The organism is Bradyrhizobium sp. PSBB068 (genome assembly GCA_016839165.1).
Taxonomy (GTDB): Bacteria; Pseudomonadota; Alphaproteobacteria; order Rhizobiales; family Xanthobacteraceae; genus Bradyrhizobium.
In genome coordinates this window covers 3,839,076-3,855,897 of record CP069300.1, presented here as the reverse complement: position 1 = coordinate 3,855,897, position 16,822 = coordinate 3,839,076, and the positions used below count along the sequence as shown (strand labels likewise).

15 protein-coding genes and 2 tRNA genes are annotated in these 16,822 nt (G+C 63.9%); 10 read left to right on the top strand and 7 right to left on the bottom strand.

Going from position 1 to position 16,822, the window contains the following annotated elements; all coding sequences use genetic code 11:
* Positions 1-14: 14 nt before the first annotated feature.
* Together JQ507_17810 and JQ507_17805 are read right to left on the bottom strand one after the other, a co-directional pair.
* Positions 15-1,100: a mandelate racemase gene (locus tag JQ507_17810; GenBank protein ID QRI66879.1), complete on the bottom strand. Its 1,086-nt coding sequence runs from the start codon at positions 1,098-1,100 to the stop codon at positions 15-17.
* A gap of 40 nt (positions 1,101-1,140) precedes the next feature.
* On the bottom strand, positions 1,141-2,475 hold the full coding sequence (locus JQ507_17805; protein ID QRI73393.1) for a multicopper oxidase domain-containing protein: 1,335 nt from the start codon (positions 2,473-2,475) through the stop codon (positions 1,141-1,143).
* Between the two features lie 135 nt (positions 2,476-2,610).
* Here JQ507_17805 and JQ507_17800 point away from each other — a divergent pair.
* From JQ507_17800 to lon, 5 genes are all read left to right on the top strand, one after another.
* A tRNA-Leu gene (locus tag JQ507_17800) sits at positions 2,611-2,695 on the top strand.
* A 166-nt stretch (positions 2,696-2,861) separates the two neighbouring features.
* On the top strand, positions 2,862-4,220 hold the full coding sequence (locus tag JQ507_17795) for a trigger factor (GenBank protein QRI66878.1): 1,359 nt from the start codon (positions 2,862-2,864) through the stop codon (positions 4,218-4,220).
* Between the two features lie 244 nt (positions 4,221-4,464).
* Positions 4,465-5,100: an ATP-dependent Clp protease proteolytic subunit gene (locus JQ507_17790; GenBank protein QRI66877.1), complete on the top strand. Its 636-nt coding sequence runs from the start codon at positions 4,465-4,467 to the stop codon at positions 5,098-5,100.
* Between the two features lie 443 nt (positions 5,101-5,543).
* Positions 5,544-6,818, top strand: a complete 1,275-nt coding sequence (clpX, locus tag JQ507_17785; protein QRI66876.1) for an ATP-dependent Clp protease ATP-binding subunit ClpX — start codon at positions 5,544-5,546, stop codon at positions 6,816-6,818.
* Between the two features lie 321 nt (positions 6,819-7,139).
* The gene (lon, locus tag JQ507_17780) at positions 7,140-9,569 is read left to right on the top strand and encodes an endopeptidase La (GenBank protein QRI66875.1); all 2,430 of its coding nucleotides are present in this window, start codon (positions 7,140-7,142) and stop codon (positions 9,567-9,569) included.
* A gap of 77 nt (positions 9,570-9,646) precedes the next feature.
* On the opposite strand, the gene JQ507_17775 is transcribed toward lon, so the two are convergent.
* Both JQ507_17775 and JQ507_17770 read right to left on the bottom strand, forming a co-directional pair.
* Positions 9,647-10,858 carry an MFS transporter gene (locus JQ507_17775; GenBank protein ID QRI66874.1) on the bottom strand — a complete coding sequence of 404 codons (1,212 nt, stop codon included), beginning with the start codon at positions 10,856-10,858 and terminating at the stop codon, positions 9,647-9,649.
* A 1-nt stretch (position 10,859) separates the two neighbouring features.
* On the bottom strand, positions 10,860-11,528 hold the full coding sequence (locus tag JQ507_17770) for a GntR family transcriptional regulator (protein ID QRI66873.1): 669 nt from the start codon (positions 11,526-11,528) through the stop codon (positions 10,860-10,862).
* Between the two features lie 185 nt (positions 11,529-11,713).
* Between JQ507_17770 and JQ507_17765 the strand changes: the two genes are divergently transcribed.
* Positions 11,714-12,118, top strand: coding sequence for a GFA family protein (locus tag JQ507_17765; GenBank protein ID QRI66872.1), 405 nt, complete (start codon positions 11,714-11,716; stop codon positions 12,116-12,118).
* 69 nt (positions 12,119-12,187) lie between these two features.
* A tRNA-Val gene (locus JQ507_17760) sits at positions 12,188-12,264 on the top strand.
* Positions 12,265-12,440: 176 nt separating this feature from the next.
* Here the strand turns inward: JQ507_17760 and JQ507_17755 are convergent.
* Positions 12,441-12,650: a PRC-barrel domain containing protein gene (locus JQ507_17755; GenBank protein ID QRI73392.1), complete on the bottom strand. Its 210-nt coding sequence runs from the start codon at positions 12,648-12,650 to the stop codon at positions 12,441-12,443.
* Between the two features lie 247 nt (positions 12,651-12,897).
* Between JQ507_17755 and JQ507_17750 the strand changes: the two genes are divergently transcribed.
* From JQ507_17750 to JQ507_17740, 3 genes are all read left to right on the top strand, one after another.
* Entirely contained in the window at positions 12,898-13,182 is a 285-nt protein-coding gene (locus tag JQ507_17750) for a hypothetical protein (GenBank protein ID QRI66871.1), read from the top strand.
* A 22-nt stretch (positions 13,183-13,204) separates the two neighbouring features.
* Complete coding sequence (locus JQ507_17745; GenBank protein QRI66870.1) at positions 13,205-13,510, top strand: hypothetical protein; 306 nt, start codon at positions 13,205-13,207, stop codon at positions 13,508-13,510.
* A 91-nt stretch (positions 13,511-13,601) separates the two neighbouring features.
* Entirely contained in the window at positions 13,602-14,456 is an 855-nt protein-coding gene (locus tag JQ507_17740; GenBank protein QRI66869.1) for a methyltransferase domain-containing protein, read from the top strand.
* 351 nt (positions 14,457-14,807) lie between these two features.
* On the opposite strand, the gene pepT is transcribed toward JQ507_17740, so the two are convergent.
* Positions 14,808-16,064, bottom strand: coding sequence for a peptidase T (gene pepT / locus JQ507_17735; GenBank protein QRI66868.1), 1,257 nt, complete (start codon positions 16,062-16,064; stop codon positions 14,808-14,810).
* Between the two features lie 158 nt (positions 16,065-16,222).
* A complete protein-coding gene (locus JQ507_17730; protein QRI66867.1) occupies positions 16,223-16,522 on the bottom strand; it encodes an HU family DNA-binding protein in 300 nt (99 codons plus the stop codon).
* Between the last annotated feature and the right edge of the window lie 300 nt (positions 16,523-16,822).

Genomic DNA, 16,822 nt, shown 5'->3' with positions numbered 1-16,822 from the left:
TTTACAGTCAGGCGCTAGCTCACCAGGTACTTCGCCACCGCCGGCTCGTTCCATTCGATGCCAAGCCCGGGACCGCGCGCGGTCACGGCGCCGTCGACGATCTCGGCGGACCTTGCCAGGATCGCGCCGGCGAAGTCGAGGAATTCGAGCCAGTGCGCGGTCGGCGTCACTGCGAGCAGGTGCGCGCTGACTTCGGCGAACAGGTGGCTCGACATCGGGATCGACGCCGCGTCGGCTTGCCCTGCGACCTGCATCCAGCCGGTGACGCCGCCGACCTTCATCACGTCGGGCATGATGAAGTCGGAAGCGCCGGCCGCGATCGCCTCGGCGAAGCCGCGCGGGAACCACCAATTCTCGCCGGCCTGGATCGGCGTCGGCGAGGTCTCGCGGACTTTTGCGTGGCCGGCCAGGCTCTCCTGCGGCACCGGCTCCTCGATCCAGTGCAGGTCGTAGGGCGCCAGGCGTGCGATGCGGCGGGTCGCTTCGGCCGGATCGAGCGACTGGTTGAAATCGATCATCAGAGCGATGTCGGGGCCGAGCAGGGCGCGCACGCCTTTCACGACGCGTTCGTCATTGGCGGCATCACCGTCGCCACCCTTGATCTTGATGCCGCGAAAGCCCTGGTCGAGCGAGCGGCGCAGCGCGCGCTCATCAGTGACGGGATCGACCGCGCCGTAGCTGTCATAGGTCTTGATCGGCTTCGCCGAGCCGCCGAGCAGTTCGACCAGCGGCCGGCCGGCAAGCTGGGCGAGCACGTCCCAATAGGCCATGTCGAGACCGGACACCGCCATGCCGACCAGGCCCTGCCAGCCCAGCAGCCGAAACTTGGCATCCATCGCCTTCATCAGATCGAACGGCGCGACCGGCTTGCCGATCACCTCGCGGCCGATCTCCTCGATCAGATAACAAAGCGGGTGAAGTGTGAGCTTGCTGTAGGCGAAGATGTAGGTGCGGCCGGTAACGCCTTGATCGGTCTCGACATCGATCAGGACCAGCGGGCCGGAATCGATCACGCCGAAGGCAGTCCTCACAGGACGCTTGAGGGGCACCACGACACCTCGCGCCTTTACTCCGCGGATCGCTGCAACTGTCTGGCTCATGGATGTCCCCTGCGCGTTTCCCGGAAGTTTCCTTCCCTTGTTATTGGACACTGTACCATCGGATGAGCCGCGGCGCGGCCCAATCGGCCGCAACCTGTTCGATCAAATAGCGGCCGGGATATTCGGCGAGGAAGGCGATGCGCTGGGTCTCGCCTGGTTCGACCGCGAGCGTGTCGAGCCAGAACGGCTTCCAGCCGTCGTCGAGTCGGTCGAGCAGGCGGAAGTGATGGCCGTGCAGATGAAAGACGCTCGCGATCGCGCTGCGGTTGGTCAGCGCCAGCACGACCGTCCGGCCGGCCTTGGCTTGAAAAGCCGGGGCCGCCGACGGCTTGAAATCCGCCGGGCGGAACCACTCGGTTGGCGCGCCGAGCGCCAATTCGAATCGGGCGGCACTCCTGAGGTCGAGCTGGGCGGGCATGTCGTTGCCCGGCAGCGGCGGAGCGGGAGGGAACGGCGCCGCCCGGATCGGGGCTTCGTTCGAGACGATGAGCTTGCCGACCGGGCGGCCCTGCTTGCCGTCGTGCAACAGGATCGGGAAACTGGTTCCGGCCGGACCGGCCGTATCGACGAAGACGTCGGTTCGGCTTCCCGGAGCCAGTATCAGCGCACCGTTGCGCGCCGAGAATGGTTCGGCTGGCTGGCCGTCGATCGCCATCACCCTGACGTCGAGGGTCTCCAGCTTGACCGCCAGCACGCTGCGTGGGCTGCCATTGATAAAGCGGAGTCTGAGCCGGGCGTTGGCCGGTGCCGAGACTTCGTGCGAAGTCTTGCCGTTAATCGTATGAATTAACGTCGAATCTTTCGGCTCGGATCCGGGCGACACCGCGGTTCCGTCGGGTTGCAGGCGCCACTCCTCGATCAGCAAGACCTCGTCACGATCCACCGCGACGGGCGAGGTGCCGGTCACGATCAACGGGCGCGGGCGAGCCGGCATGGTTGTGCCATCGCCGAGCAGCGGCTCGCACAGGAAGGTACCGGCATGCCGGAGCGGGAGCTGGAAGCTATCCTTGGCCCCGGTGGCAAGCGGTGTCCGGGAGGCCAGTGGCTCCGCGGCCGGGACTCCGTCAAGCCCGCGGCAATCGAGCGCGGCGGCGACCGGCAGCTCGTTGCCAAACGTCACATCGAGCACCTCGCCGCGCCTGAAGCGGAGGTCGTGGCTGCCCAGCGACCAGACGGGGGTGTCCGGCCCGTTAGGGCGAAGCGCGATTCGATCGATCCTAGCCTGCAGCGCGACCGCTGTCCGGCCTTGCCCCGAGACCGTGGCCGGCCAAGCGGGGCAAAGCGCCGCGGCGCCGAGGGCGGCCATCAGGTCGCGCCGGCTGAGCCAAAATTCAGGACTTGCTGTGGGCCTTGCCATCCGGCCGATGCGGACCATTTTCAAGCGTACCTGTCCAGTCGCGATCGGTCGCAGGGCGGGCTCTCCCGCGGCCATTTTTTTGCTGCGAACCGGTGGGCGCATGTTATAAGCCCGGCCGCCCGCGGCATCGCGGCCGGACTGGATGCTTTTCGCGCGGGCGTGGCGGAACTGGTAGACGCGCTGGATTTAGGTTCCAGTGACGAAAGTTGTGGGGGTTCGAGTCCCTCCGCCCGCACCAAGCGCTTACAGCGTTTGCATGACGAATTCTTGGAGAACCTTGGACCTCTCGGGGGACGAGGGTTCGCCGAACCCACAGACGTCAGGCCGCAAGGCTCAAGCGTCGAACAGATTGAACACTGCCACGGCCGCTCGGGCCGCGGCAAAAGCGGAAGAAGATTGATACCATGCAGGTCACCGAGACCCTCAACGAGGGACTGAAGCACGAATTCAAGATCAGCGTTCCGGCATCCGATCTCGATGCCAAGGCGGGCGCCAAGCTGGTCGACCTCAAGGACAAGGTCCGTCTCAACGGCTTCCGTCCCGGCAAGGTGCCGGTCGCGCATCTGAAGAAGATCTACGGCCGCTCGGTCATGGCCGAGACCATCGACCAGACCATCAGCGACACCAACCGGCAGTTGTTCGAAGATCGCGGCTTCCGGCTTGCCGGCGAGCCGAAGATCACGATGCCGACCGAGAAGGACCAGGTCGACGAGCTGCTCTCGGGCAAGACCGACCTGACCTACACGGTTGCGATCGAGGTCGTGCCGCCGATCCAGCTCGCCGATTTCAAGTCGTTCTCGGTCGAGAAGCCGGTGGTCGATGTCTCAGACGCCGACGTCGACGACGCCATCAAGCGGATCGCCGAGGGCAGCCGCCCGTACAGCGCCAAGACCGAAGGTGCAGCGGAGAAGGACGACCGTGTCACCATCAGCTTCAAGGGCACCATCAACGGTGAGGCCTTCGAGGGCGGCACCGGCGAGGGCATCCAGGTCGTGATCGGTGCCGGCCAGTTCATTCCGGGCTTCGAGGAGCAGCTGATCGGCATCGGCACGGGCGAGACCCGCACGCTGAAGGTCTCGTTCCCGAAGAACTACCTCAACGACAAGCTCGCCGGCCAGCCGGCCGAGTTCGAGACTACAGCGACGCTGATCGAGGTGCCCGGTGAGGCCACGATCGACGACGAGTTCGCCAAGACGCTCGGCCTCGAGTCGCTCGACAAGCTGAAGGAAGCCGCGCGCGAGCGCCTGACCGCCGAATTCGCCGGCGCGACCCGGCAGAAGGTCAAGCGCGCGCTGCTCGACCGGCTCGACGAGAGCCACAAATTCGAGGCGCCGCCGTCGCTTGTCGCCGAAGAGTTCAACCTGATGTGGAACTCGATCAAGGCCGAGATGGACTCGACCGGCAAGACCTTCGCCGACGAGAACACCACCGAGGATGCGGCCAAGGAAGAGTACCAGAAGATCGCCGACCGCCGCGTCCGCCTCGGCCTCGTGCTGTCGGAGATCGGCGAGAAGAACAAGATCACCGTGACCGACGATGAGGTCTCGCGCGCCGTGATTGAGCGCGCGCGCCAGATGCCCGGCCGCGAGAAGGAAGTCTGGGATTACTACCGCAGCAACGCCCAGGCGCTGGCCCAGCTCCGCGCCCCGATCTATGAGGACAAGGTCGTCGACTTCGTGCTGGAGCTCGCCAACGTGACCGAGAAGAAGGTCACCAAGGATGAGCTGTTCAAGGATGAAGACGGCGAGAAAACTGCCGCCTGATTCCGGCACCTCGCGTTAATGATGAACCGCGAAAGCGCGCCCGGCGAGGATCCCCTCGCTAGGCGTGCCGCCGCGAATCGGCTTGAACGTCTGCGACCTGCCCAGTTGGCTAGTGTCGGCCTTGTCGGCCGGAAATTGGCCCATATCTGGTTTAAGCCTTGAGCCGGCCAGCCTCGAGCCAGTAGTCTTGAGCGAGCTAGTTCTGGGCAGAGTTATGCACCACCCCTAACCCCTGGGTTCTTTCATGCGCGATCCCGTTGAAACCTACATGAATCTCGTGCCGATGGTCGTCGAGCAGACCAATCGCGGCGAACGCGCCTACGACATTTTCTCGCGCCTTTTGAAAGAGCGCATCATCTTCGTCACCGGTCCGGTGGAAGACGGCATGTCGACCTTGATCGTCGCGCAGCTGCTGTTCCTCGAGGCCGAGAATCCGAAGAAGGAAATCTCGATGTACATCAACTCGCCGGGTGGCGTGGTGACGTCGGGCCTTGCGATCTACGACACGATGCAGTTCATCCGCCCGCCGGTCTCGACGCTGTGCACCGGGCAGGCCGCCTCGATGGGCTCGCTGCTGCTGGCGGCCGGCGAGAAGGACATGCGCTTCACGCTGCCGAACTCCCGCATCATGGTGCACCAGCCCTCCGGCGGCTTCCAGGGCCAGGCCACCGACATCATGCTGCACGCACAGGAGATCCTGAATCTCAAGAAGCGCCTCAACGAGATCTACGTGAAGCACACCGGCCAGACCTACAAGGCGATCGAGGACGCGCTCGAGCGCGACAAGTTCCTCACCGCCGAAGACGCCAAGGCGTTCGGCCTCGTCGACAAGGTGATCGACAAGCGTCCGGAAGATCCGTCGGCCGCCAAGGCCGCCTGATCTGGCCGGCCTCCCGGGGGCGCCGATGTGATCTCCACATTGGCGCCTCACATAGCCGGCAAAAGCAGGACGAGCGGAGTACCCCGCAAGTGCCTACGCTCGGGCGGCAAGTTCCGCTTTCGTGCTCATTAGGCGGCGTGGTAATCCCGCAACGTTCCGTGGATTTCGATGCGTATTCCACGTGCGATCGTGGAAAATCACGGTATTGTCACGGTCTTGAGCAGGCCATCCGATTAGCGAATTCTTGATAGTCGGGTGCCAGCATGGTTGGCTGTAGTGCATCGGCTATGATCGCGGAGATTCGAATAAACCGTGATTGCAACGGTCAGTATTGCGTAGGGTCTTTTTTGGTACGGAATTTGCTCTATCTACCCAAGACCCCGGTTTTGTGCCGGATTGGGTCGATCTGGCAAACAAGATCGAACGGCGGACGGAGATAATGAATGAGTAAGGTCGGCACGAGCGACGCCAAGAACACGCTATACTGCTCGTTCTGCGGCAAGAGCCAGCATGAAGTTCGCAAGCTGATTGCCGGACCGACTGTCTTCATTTGCGACGAGTGTGTCGAACTCTGCATGGACATCATCCGTGAGGAGAACAAATCCTCGCTGGTGAAGTCGCGCGACGGCATCCCGACGCCGAAGGAAATCTGCAAGGTCCTGGACGACTACGTGATCGGCCAGAGCCATGCCAAGAAGGTGCTGTCGGTTGCCGTCCACAACCACTACAAGCGGCTTAACCATCAGACCAAGCACAACGACGTCGAACTGGCGAAGTCGAACATTCTGCTGATCGGTCCGACCGGTTCGGGCAAGACGCTGCTCGCGCAGACGCTGGCCCGCATCCTCGACGTGCCGTTCACCATGGCCGATGCGACGACGCTGACCGAAGCCGGCTATGTCGGCGAGGACGTCGAGAACATCATCCTGAAGCTGCTGCAGGCCGCCGACTACAATGTCGAGCGCGCGCAGCGCGGCATCGTCTACATCGACGAAATCGACAAGATCAGCCGCAAGTCGGACAATCCCTCGATCACCCGCGACGTATCAGGCGAGGGCGTCCAGCAGGCGCTGCTGAAGATCATGGAAGGCACGGTGGCCTCGGTCCCGCCGCAGGGCGGCCGCAAGCATCCGCAGCAGGAGTTCCTGCAGGTGGATACCACCAACATCCTGTTCATCTGCGGCGGTGCGTTCTCGGGCCTCGAGAAGATCATCTCCGCGCGCGGCCGTTCGACCTCGATCGGCTTCGCGGCGCAGGTGCTCGCGCCGGAGGATCGCCGTACCGGCGAGATTTTCCGTCACGTCGAGCCGGAAGACCTGCTGAAGTATGGCCTGATCCCGGAATTCGTCGGCCGTCTGCCTGTCGTGGCGACGCTGGAAGACCTCGACGAGACCTCGCTGAAGAAGATCCTGACCGATCCGAAGAACGCTCTGGTGAAGCAGTACCAGCGGCTGTTCGAGATGGAGAACATCGAGCTGACCTTCGCCGACGAGGCGCTTGGCGCGGTCGCCCGCAAGGCGATCGAGCGCAAGACCGGTGCGCGCGGCCTGCGGTCGATCCTGGAGAGCATCCTGCTCGAGACCATGTTCGACCTCCCGGGCCTGGAAGGTGTCGAGGAAGTCGTGATCTCGCGCGAAGTCGTCGAGGGCACGGCGCGTCCGCTCTACATCTACGCGGACCGTTCCGATCGCGCCGTCGAGAGCAGCGCGAGCGCCTGAAGGCGCGCATTCGACCTGTCACAAATGCACGGCTGCCGGGCGATCCGGCGGCCGTCGCTGCGCAGCAGCAGCGATGATTTTGGCATTGCAGTAAATGCCTGTTTAGCCTGAATTTCCGGGCACTTCTCAGACTTGACACCCCCCGGCCTGATAGCCACCTAATGCTATCGGTGAAGGATCTCATGCGCTGAGATTCGTCGCTTTACGATGCGGAATAGGCGGCTGCTGACGGCAATCTCGTTCCGGATCACCAAGGCACCTTGTGGCGGTTGCGCAAGCAGGCGGACTGCGAGCAAGGGGGCAAAACAAAAGGATAAGGCCATGACGACCTCAAAACCCCGGCCAACGATCGTCCACGGCGAAAGCCATTCCTATCCGGTGCTGCCGCTCCGCGACATCGTCGTCTTCCCACACATGATCGTGCCTCTCTTCGTCGGTCGCGAGAAATCGATCCGCGCGCTCGAAGAGGTGATGAAGAACGACGCGTTGATCATGCTCGCGACGCAGAAGAACGCGTCCGATGATGATCCGGCGCCCGATTCAATTTACGAGACCGGTACGCTCGCCAGCGTCCTGCAGCTGCTGAAGCTGCCCGACGGCACCGTCAAGGTGCTGGTCGAGGGCCTCGAGCGCGCGCGCGTCGAAAAGTATTCCGACCGCAGCGAATATTACGAGGCGACCGCGGTCGCGCTCGCCGACACGGATGCCAACTCGGTCGAAGCCGAGGCGCTGGCGCGATCGGTCGTGTCCGACTTCGAAAGCTATGTGAAGCTGAACAAGAAGATCTCCGCCGAAGTCGTCGGCGTGGTCCAGGCGATCACCGATTTCGCCAAGCTCGGCGATACCGTTGCCTCGCATCTCGCGGTCAAGATTGCCGATCGACAGGCGATACTGGAGACGTTGTCCGTCACGCAGCGCCTGGAGAAGGTGCTGGGCCTGATGGAGAGCGAGATCTCGGTTCTGCAGGTCGAGAAGCGCATCCGCTCGCGCGTCAAGCGCCAGATGGAGAAGACCCAGCGCGAATATTACCTGAACGAGCAGATGAAGGCGATCCAGAAGGAGCTCGGCGACGACGAAGGTCGCGACGAGCTGGCCGATCTGGAGGAGAAGATCTCCAAGACCAAGCTCTCCAAGGAAGCACGCGAGAAGGCCCAGCACGAGCTGAAGAAGCTGCGCCAGATGTCGCCGATGTCCGCGGAAGCGACCGTGGTGCGCAACTATCTGGATTGGCTGCTGTCGATCCCGTGGGGCAAGAAGTCCAAGGTCAAGAAGGACCTCGAGGCCGCGCAGGCGGTGCTGGACTCCGACCACTACGGGCTCGAGAAGGTCAAGGACCGCATCGTCGAGTATCTCGCGGTGCAGTCGCGCGCCAACAAGCTGACCGGACCGATCCTGTGCCTTGTCGGACCTCCCGGCGTCGGCAAGACCTCGCTCGGCAAGTCGATCGCGAAGGCGACCGGCCGCGAATTCGTGCGCGTGTCGCTCGGCGGCGTGCGTGACGAAGCGGAGATTCGCGGTCATCGCCGCACCTATATCGGCTCGATGCCCGGCAAGATCATCCAGTCGATGCGGAAGGCGAAGACCTCGAATCCGCTGTTCCTGCTGGACGAGATCGACAAGATGGGCGCCGATTTCCGCGGCGATCCGTCGTCGGCGCTGCTTGAGGTCCTGGACCCCGAGCAGAACTCGACCTTCAACGACCACTATTTGGAGGTCGATTACGACCTGTCCAACGTGATGTTCATCACGACGGCGAATACGCTGAATATTCCCGGCCCGCTGATGGACCGCATGGAGATCATCCGGATCGCCGGTTACACGGAGAACGAGAAGGTCGAGATCGCGCGCAAGCATCTGATCCCGAGCGCGCTCTCCAAGCACGGTCTGGACTCCAAGGAATGGTCGATCGACGACGCGGCCTTGCTGCTGATGATCCGCCGCTACACCCGCGAAGCGGGCGTGCGTAACCTGGAGCGTGAGCTCTCCACACTCGCCCGCAAGGCGGTGAAGGAGCTGATGATCTCCAAGAAGAAGTCGGTGAAGGTCACCGAGGCGAATATCGAAGAGTTCCTCGGCGTTCCGAAGTATCGCTTCGGCGAGATCGACGACGAGGATCAGGTCGGTATCGTCACCGGTCTGGCCTGGACCGATGTCGGCGGCGAGCTGTTGACCATCGAAGGCGTCATGATGCCCGGCAAGGGCAAGATGACGGTCACGGGCAATCTGCGCGACGTGATGAAGGAATCGATCTCGGCGGCGGCGTCCTACGTCCGCTCGCGCGCGATCACCTACGGCATCGAGCCGCCGATGTTCGACCGGCGCGACATCCACGTTCACGTGCCGGAGGGCGCAACCCCGAAGGACGGTCCGTCCGCCGGTGTCGCGATGGCCACCGCGATCATCTCGGTCATGACCGGCATCCCGGTCCGCCACGATGTCGCGATGACCGGCGAGATCACGCTGCGCGGTCGCGTGCTGCCGATCGGCGGTCTGAAGGAGAAGCTCCTGGCTGCCGCGCGCGGCGGCATCAAGACGGTGCTGATCCCGGAGGACAACGCCAAGGATCTCACGGAGATTTCCGATGCGATCAAGGGCGGCATGGAGATCATCCCGGTCTCGCGGCTGGATGAGGTGATCGCCAAGGCGCTGGTCCGCGTGCCGGCACCGATCGTCTGGGAAGAGGAGGCCAGCAAGGTCGACGTCAAGCCCGATGCTTCGGATGAAGCCTCCGGCGGCCTGACGGCGCACTGAAGCAAGCCACGATTGAAATAGAAAACGGCGCCTTCGGGCGCCGTTTTGTTTGGTCATCACGAGGAGGCGGCAGGCGACTACTCTTTCTTCTCGACGACGAGATTGCCGAGCGCTCCGAGCGCCATCAGCACGCTGGTGCCGAGGAACACGGCGCGCATGCCGATATGGCCGCCGATGAATCCGCCGGCCAGAGGGCCGATCACCTGGCCGGCATATTGCGCCGAGATCGAATAGCCGAGCATGCTGCCGGTGACGGCATCAGGCACGTTGTGCCGGATCACGCTGGCGATGCAGGGCAAGAGGCCGCCGAGCGCGAGCCCCATCAAGAAGCGCAGCAGGATCAGCTGCCAGCCGCTGACCACGAAGGCCTGCGGGATCAGCAGCAGCGCCGAGACGGCCAGACAGATGGTGATGATGCGCCAATGGCCGACGCGATCGGCGAGCTTGCCGAGGTGCGATGACGACAACAGGCTGCCGAACGCCGCTGCCGACATCACGAGTCCCGCGACGAACGTCACCTGCGGTGCCTCGACCAGTTGCGCCACATAGACCGTGATGATCGGCTCGATCGACATGTTGGCGATCATCAGCAGCAGGCCCGTTCCCCACATCGCAATGATGGGGCGCTTGTCCGGAACCAGCGACCAGCCGCCACGCGCCTTGCTGCCTTTCGCTTTCTTCGGGCGCGCCTCCTCGCGGATCAGAAAAGTGGTGCCGAGGAAGGTGATGAAGATGACGCTGCCGATCAGGAAGAAGGTCGCGCGGATGCCGATCAGGTTGGGCAGGACGCCGCCGATCAAGGGCCCGACCAAGCTCCCGGCCATGATGCCGGCCGACAGCACGCCGATCGCCCAGCCAGAGCGAGCTTTCGGCGTCTGCGCCGCGACCAGCACGGTCGAGCCCGAGGCGTAGCCGCCGAGCAGGCCGGCCAATAGCCGCAGGCCGACCAGCTCGTACACGTTGTGCGCCATGCCGATCAGCGACATCGCGATCGCCATGCCGAGGCTGGCGCGGATCAGCATCAGCTTGCGGCCGTAGCGGTCCGCCAGCCGTCCCCACAGCGGCGCCGTCAACGCCGCGCTGAGGAAGGTGGCACCATAGGCGACGCCGGACCATTGCACGATCGCGGCGTGATCGCTCACGCCGAGCTGCTCGACATAGAGCGGCAGGAACGGCAGCAGCAGCGTCATTCCCACGATGGTCGTGAACGAGCCGAACACGCAGACAATCAGGTTGCGTCTCCAGGGCCCCGCATCGAGGGCCGCTTCGCGATCGACTTCCATGTTCATGTCAGCGCAAACCGATCACAGCGAAGCCGCGCGCCCGCAGGCCGCGGCGATCCTCGTTGAGCGAACGCAGCAGGCGGTCGCGGGTCGCGGTGATGTGGGCGGCGGCCTCTCGCGCGGCAGAATCCGGATCGTCGGCCTTGATGAAGCCGAGGATGCGCCGGTGCTCGCGCCAGGCCTGCTCGCGCGACGGTTCGGTCCACACTTCGAGCCAGCGTGCCCGCGACAGCCGCGTCATGGCGCCGGCGATCGCCTTCACGATGAAGGGATTGCCGGAGAGTCGCGCGATCTCGACATGGAAATCGGTGCCGACACGGTGCCATTCCTCGCGCGGCGCGCCGGACTGGCAGGCATCCAGCATCTCTTCGACGCCGGCGATATCGGCCGCGCTTGCCCGCGCACAGGCGAGGCGGACGGCCGTCGTCTCCAGTGGGATCCGGAACTCGGCCAGCGCCTCCAGCTCGCCGAGGTCGATCGGCGCGACGATCCAGTTGCGGCCGTCACGGCGGACCAGCTCCTCGCCTTCGAGCCGCACCAGCGCGGCACGGATCGGCGTGCGCGATCCCTGGAACCGGCTCTCCAGCCAGCGTTCGGTCAGCCGCTCGCCGGGGCCGAGGTCGAAGGACAGGATCATCTCCCGGAGCTGGTCGTGAATCTGGAGCATCTGCGACATGGCGCCGTCCCTCGGTTACCGTGGTTAGGTATCCCAGATTGGTATCCCAAACAATCCAGATTTGGGATACCGGCATTGTCCCGGTTGGGCACTGCATCGCGTCGCGGCGTCTTGCAGGCTGCAATTGGGCAAACGACCTGTTGGGCGACCGCCTTGTTGCACGACGCCGAATTGGGAGAACGTGGATGCGGATCGACGGGCAATGCCATTGCGGGGCCGTGACCTATCAAGCCGAGATCGATCCCGAACGGGTGTCGATCTGCCACTGCACGGATTGCCAGGCGCTGACCGGCTCGCCTTATCGCGTCACGGTGATCTGTGCTGCCGAGCAGGTCCGGCTGACCCATGGCGCGCCGAAAGTGTACGGCAAACGCGGCGATAACGGCCGGGTCCGCTTCCAGCATTTTTGCGGCGATTGCGGTTCCCCCTTGTTCACGAGCGGCGAGCACGGCGGACCCGACGACTGGGGCATCCGTTGGGGCAGCATTCGCCAGCGCGGCGAATTGACCCCGCGACGCCAGGTCTGGTGCCGCTCCGCCGCCCCCTGGGTCAATGATCTCAGCGGATTGCCGACGCGGCCCAAGGAGTGAAGCTGACGGATTGGGGTTTTGCGACCTTGCGCCTCGGGGGTAGGCGAGGCTAAAGAGGCGCGCAGGTAAGGGCGGCTAGCTCAGCTGGTTAGAGCATCTCGTTTACACCGAGAGGGTCGGGAGTTCGAATCTCTCGCCGCCTACCAGCCTTCGCACCTCACGGGCTACGGCTGGGCAAGCCAGCCTTTGTGGATGCAATTGCCGCTTGCGCAGTGGCGCAGGGCGAAGGCGGACTCGATCGGCAACTCTCAGACGAAGCCTGTTCAGGCTTTTCCGATGGGGTAGGGAATTCGCCGGCGCTCCAGACAGAACGGATCCGGTCCTATGGTTGAAGCATCCTGATTGTCGAGATCGGCCACTTCCCGATGTGCCCTGCGATCGAGACGCGCAACCCGTGCGACTCGTCCAGAAACACGCCTTCGACAGTTCCCGCAGTCCCGTCGGTGAGAACTGCAGCCCTTCCGACCAGTTCGGCCTCCGCTTGCACATGCTCGCGCAGGATGATGGTGGCGCGGCGTTTCACGAACTGCAAAGCGGCCTCTGGTTGAAGAGCCTTACGTAGCAAGGCCATTGCGCAGCCCTCTGTGAGCGCGTTGAGAGTGCGCGATCCCGACCGTGGGGCAGTAGATGGGGTGGCCGGGACCGCGCTTGCTCCGCGCTGGCTGGTCAAATGTCATTCGTTGGCCGATGGCGCGAAAGGTGCCGAAAGTCACGTGCGCGGGTTTGATGCCGGCCTTGCTGCGATGCTATTCTCTTCGCCTAACCTGGGAACTTGATGCATGCGCAAAATCGCCGCGATCCTACTCCTCACCATGATTGGCGGACCTGCACTGGCGCAATCGGACCATGTTCCGCGCTATCGCGAAGAGGTCGAGAAGTCGCCGGCCGATGCAGCCAATGAGGCGCGGCAGCAGCGCGCCTATCAGCGCGCGCTGAGCGGTGTGCCGGACCGGAAGCCGACCGACCCCTGGGGTATTGCGCGCCCCAATGACGGCCAGGACGCTGCCAAGGCGAATGCCACCAAGACAAAGCCAGCCAAACCCACGAACGCAGCCGCCAAATAGCCAGCGAGCGCGGACCAGGTCGATGAAATACTACGTCTGCAGATTGACCGGACCGCGTCCGACTTTTCCGCAAGACATGACGCCGCAGGAAGCCGCCATCATGCAGGCGCACGTCGCCTATTGCGGCGAATTGCTGCAGGCCGGCAAGGCGCTGATCTTCGGGCCGGTCGCAGATCCCGGAGGCGTCTGGGGATTGGGCGTGCTGCAACTCTCCGATGATGCCGATCCGCAGGAGATCGTCGCCAACGATCCCGTCACCAAGGCCAACGCCGGATTCACCTATCAGGTCACGCCCATGTTGCGCGCCGCGACGCGTGAGACCTGCTAAGGCATGATCCGGAAAAGTGCGAAGCGGTTTTCCGACAAAGATCATGCCCGAACACGAGACACGAGACGCTTTCTCAACAAGGTTGGATCGCATGAACGCAGGCCATCCGCAGAACGCCGATCAGATTGCATATTGGAACGGGCCGGGTGGTCAGCGCTGGGCCTCGCGACAGGCCGCGCAGGACATCGTGCTGCAGCCGGTGCTCGACCTGCTGATCGATCGCGCCGCGCCGAAGGCCGGCGAACGCGTCGTCGATGTCGGTTGCGGCAGCGGCGCTTCGAGTTTTGCGCTGGCGGCAAAGGTCGTGCCCGCGGGCCACGTGCTCGGCGTCGATGTCTCCGGGCCGATGCTGACGCGGGCGCGGCAGAGTGCGCCGCAGGGATTGCCGGTCGAATTCGCGCTTGCCGACGCGACCGTCTATCCGTTCGCCCGCGAGAGTTTTGATCTGCTGGCCTCGCGCTTCGGCGTGATGTTCTTTGCCGATCCGGTGGCGTCGTTCACCAATTTGCGCAGAGCGATGCGGAAGAGTGGCCGGCTCGCCTTCGCCTGCTGGCAGGAGCCGCGCGAAAACCCGTTCTTCATGGCGCCGCTGCAGGCGGTCTACAAGCACGTGCCGAAGCTGCCGCAGCTCGGCCCCGAGGATCCCGGCCCGTTTTCGTTTGCTTCCGAAGCCCGGGTGAAGCGCATCCTGGGCGAAGCCGGTTTCTCCGGCATCGCTATGGAGCCGGTCAAGGTCGAGCTCGATGTCGCAACCGGCCGCGGCATCGATGCGGCGATCCAGGGCGCGCTCAAGATCGGTCCGGCCAGCCGTGCGCTGGAGGGGCATCCGGAAGAGGTGCGCGCCGCCGCGATCGCATCGATGCGCGAAGCGTTGGCGCCGTTCGCGAAGGGTGATTCCGTGCCGCTGCCGGGCGCGATCTGGATCGTGACTGCGCGGGCTTCCTAAAGCGTTGGCCAGCTACTTGAGTTGAGCGCGGCACGCAGGGCTGAGGTGGCGCTTGTTCCGCTCCATGCACGCCGTGATATGCCTGACGTTCGGAATGAATTCGCGGCAGAGCCTCATAGCGTCCGCCCGGCAGGCCCTGCGTTGTTCAGCCGTGCCCGAATTCGCATGCGCGCTTTCAGCGAGGGCCGAAAAGGCGAGTGCTGCGAGCAGCGTGATCGCGGCGGCCTTGGGTCGACCGATGTTCCGGTTGGTCTCGCAGGCACTTTGCATGACCGTCGTATCCTCTGCTGTCGGCCTCGCCGAAGTGCTTTGATCGTGCGGTTGATGCGCTGAGCCGGGTGGTCGCAGGATCTACGCCCGCTGTTCCCAGATCATCGCCAGATGCACGATGGTCTGCACGGCCTTCTCCATGTCCTGGCGGCTGACCCATTCGAGCCGCGAATGGAACGCGTGCTCGCCGGCGAAGATATTCGGGCAGGGCAATCCCATGAAGGACAGCCGCGAACCGTCGGTGCCGCCACGGATCGAGGTCCTGACCGGCGTCAGTCCCGCGCGCTCGATCGCCTCGATCGCGTAGGCGACGATCTGCGGGTGACGGTCGATCACCTCCTTCATGTTTCGGTACTGCTGTTTGACTTCCATGCGATAGGTCGAGCGCGGATATCCCTTCATGACATCCTTCACGATCGTCTCGAGCAGCGCTCCCTTCTGCTTCAAGCCGGCCTCGGTGAAGTCGCGCACGATGAAGTCGATCCGCGCGTTCTCGAGCGCGCCAGAGATTGCAACCGGATGCAGAAAGCCTTCCTTGCCCTCCGTGGTCTCGGGCGAGCAGGTGTCCTTGGGCAGGCGATCGACGATCGCAGCCGCGATCTTGATCGCGTGCTCCATCTTGCCCTTCGCAAAACCCGGATGGGTCGCGACGCCTTCGATGATGACGCTGGCGCCGTCGGCGGAGAAGGTCTCGTCCTCGATATGACCGGCGGTCTCGCCGTCCATGGTGTAGCCGAAATCGGCGGCGAGCTTCTTGATGTCGACCTTGTCGACGCCGCGGCCGATTTCCTCGTCGGGCGTGAACAGGATCTTGATGGTGCCGTGCTTCACCTGCGGGTTGGAGACGAGGAAATGCGCGGCGTCCATGATCTCGGCGAGGCCGGCCTTGTTGTCGGCACCGAGCAGGGTGGTACCGTCGGTCGTGATGATGTCATTGCCGATCTGATCGGCGAGCGCTTCGTGCTCGGCGGCGCGGATCACCTGGGTGGAGTCAGCGGGCAACACGATGTCGCCGCCGCGATAGTTCTTCACGACCTGCGGCTTGACGTTCTTGCCGGTGCAGTCGGGTGAGGTGTCCATGTGGGAGCAGAAGCAGATCACCGGCACCGTCTTGTCAGTGTTGGCCGGGATCGTCGCATAGACGTAGCCGTGCGGATCGAGATGCGCGTCGGCGATGCCCATCGCCTGCAATTCGGTGACCAGCAGGCGGCCAAGATTTTTCTGCTTCTCGGTCGAAGGGCAGGTCGGCGAATCCGGATCGGACTGGGTATCGATCACGACATAGCGCAGGAAACGCTCGGTGACGGTGTGCTTGAAGTCGAGGGCCGGTGCCAGCATGAAGACCACGCAAAGGTACGGGACAGGGATAAGGCGCTCAGGCGAAATTGGTTCGCGCAAGCAAAGCGCATCAGGCGGCGGCTCGACAACAGAAAAGCGCCATTCCGGGGCCGCGTCGCGAGCCGGAATGGCGCCTGATATCGACCAGGCCAGAAGCTCTAGACGGCTTCCTTGAGCTCCTTGGCGGCGCGGAAGGCGACCTTCTTGCTGGCCTTGATGTGGATCTGCTCGCCGGTCGCGGGGTTGCGGCCCATGCGGGCGGCGCGCTTGCGGACCTGGAGGATGCCGAGGCCGACGATGCGGATCCGCTCGCCCTTCTTGAGGTGCTTGGTGATCCGGGTGACCATGTCGGTCAGGATCGCCTCGGCCTGCTTCTTGGACAGCTCCTGCTCTTCGGCGATGGCCGCCGCCAGATGCTTCAGCGTGATCGTCGCCGGGGTCGCTGCTTTCTTCGCCATGTCTGGCCCTCCTCGTTGCTGAATGGCTGGATTGCTGCTTTTCACGCGAATGGCGCGCCGTTCGCGTCGGGAAAGTTTGCCCGGTAAAGTCCTGAAACCGCCGGTTCTGGGAACGGGCAGCGCCGGGCCGGCCACAGGAAACCCAGACCTATCAGGCCTTATTTGATTCGGGGCTTTGCTGACACCACCGTTTCGCCTGAAAACAGGCTACAACTCGCAGCCGTGGCGCGAAAGCGCCTGCGCTGTGCAGGGATCCGCAACGTGCTTGACTATCGGGATGCGGGCCTTTATGCCCTCGGT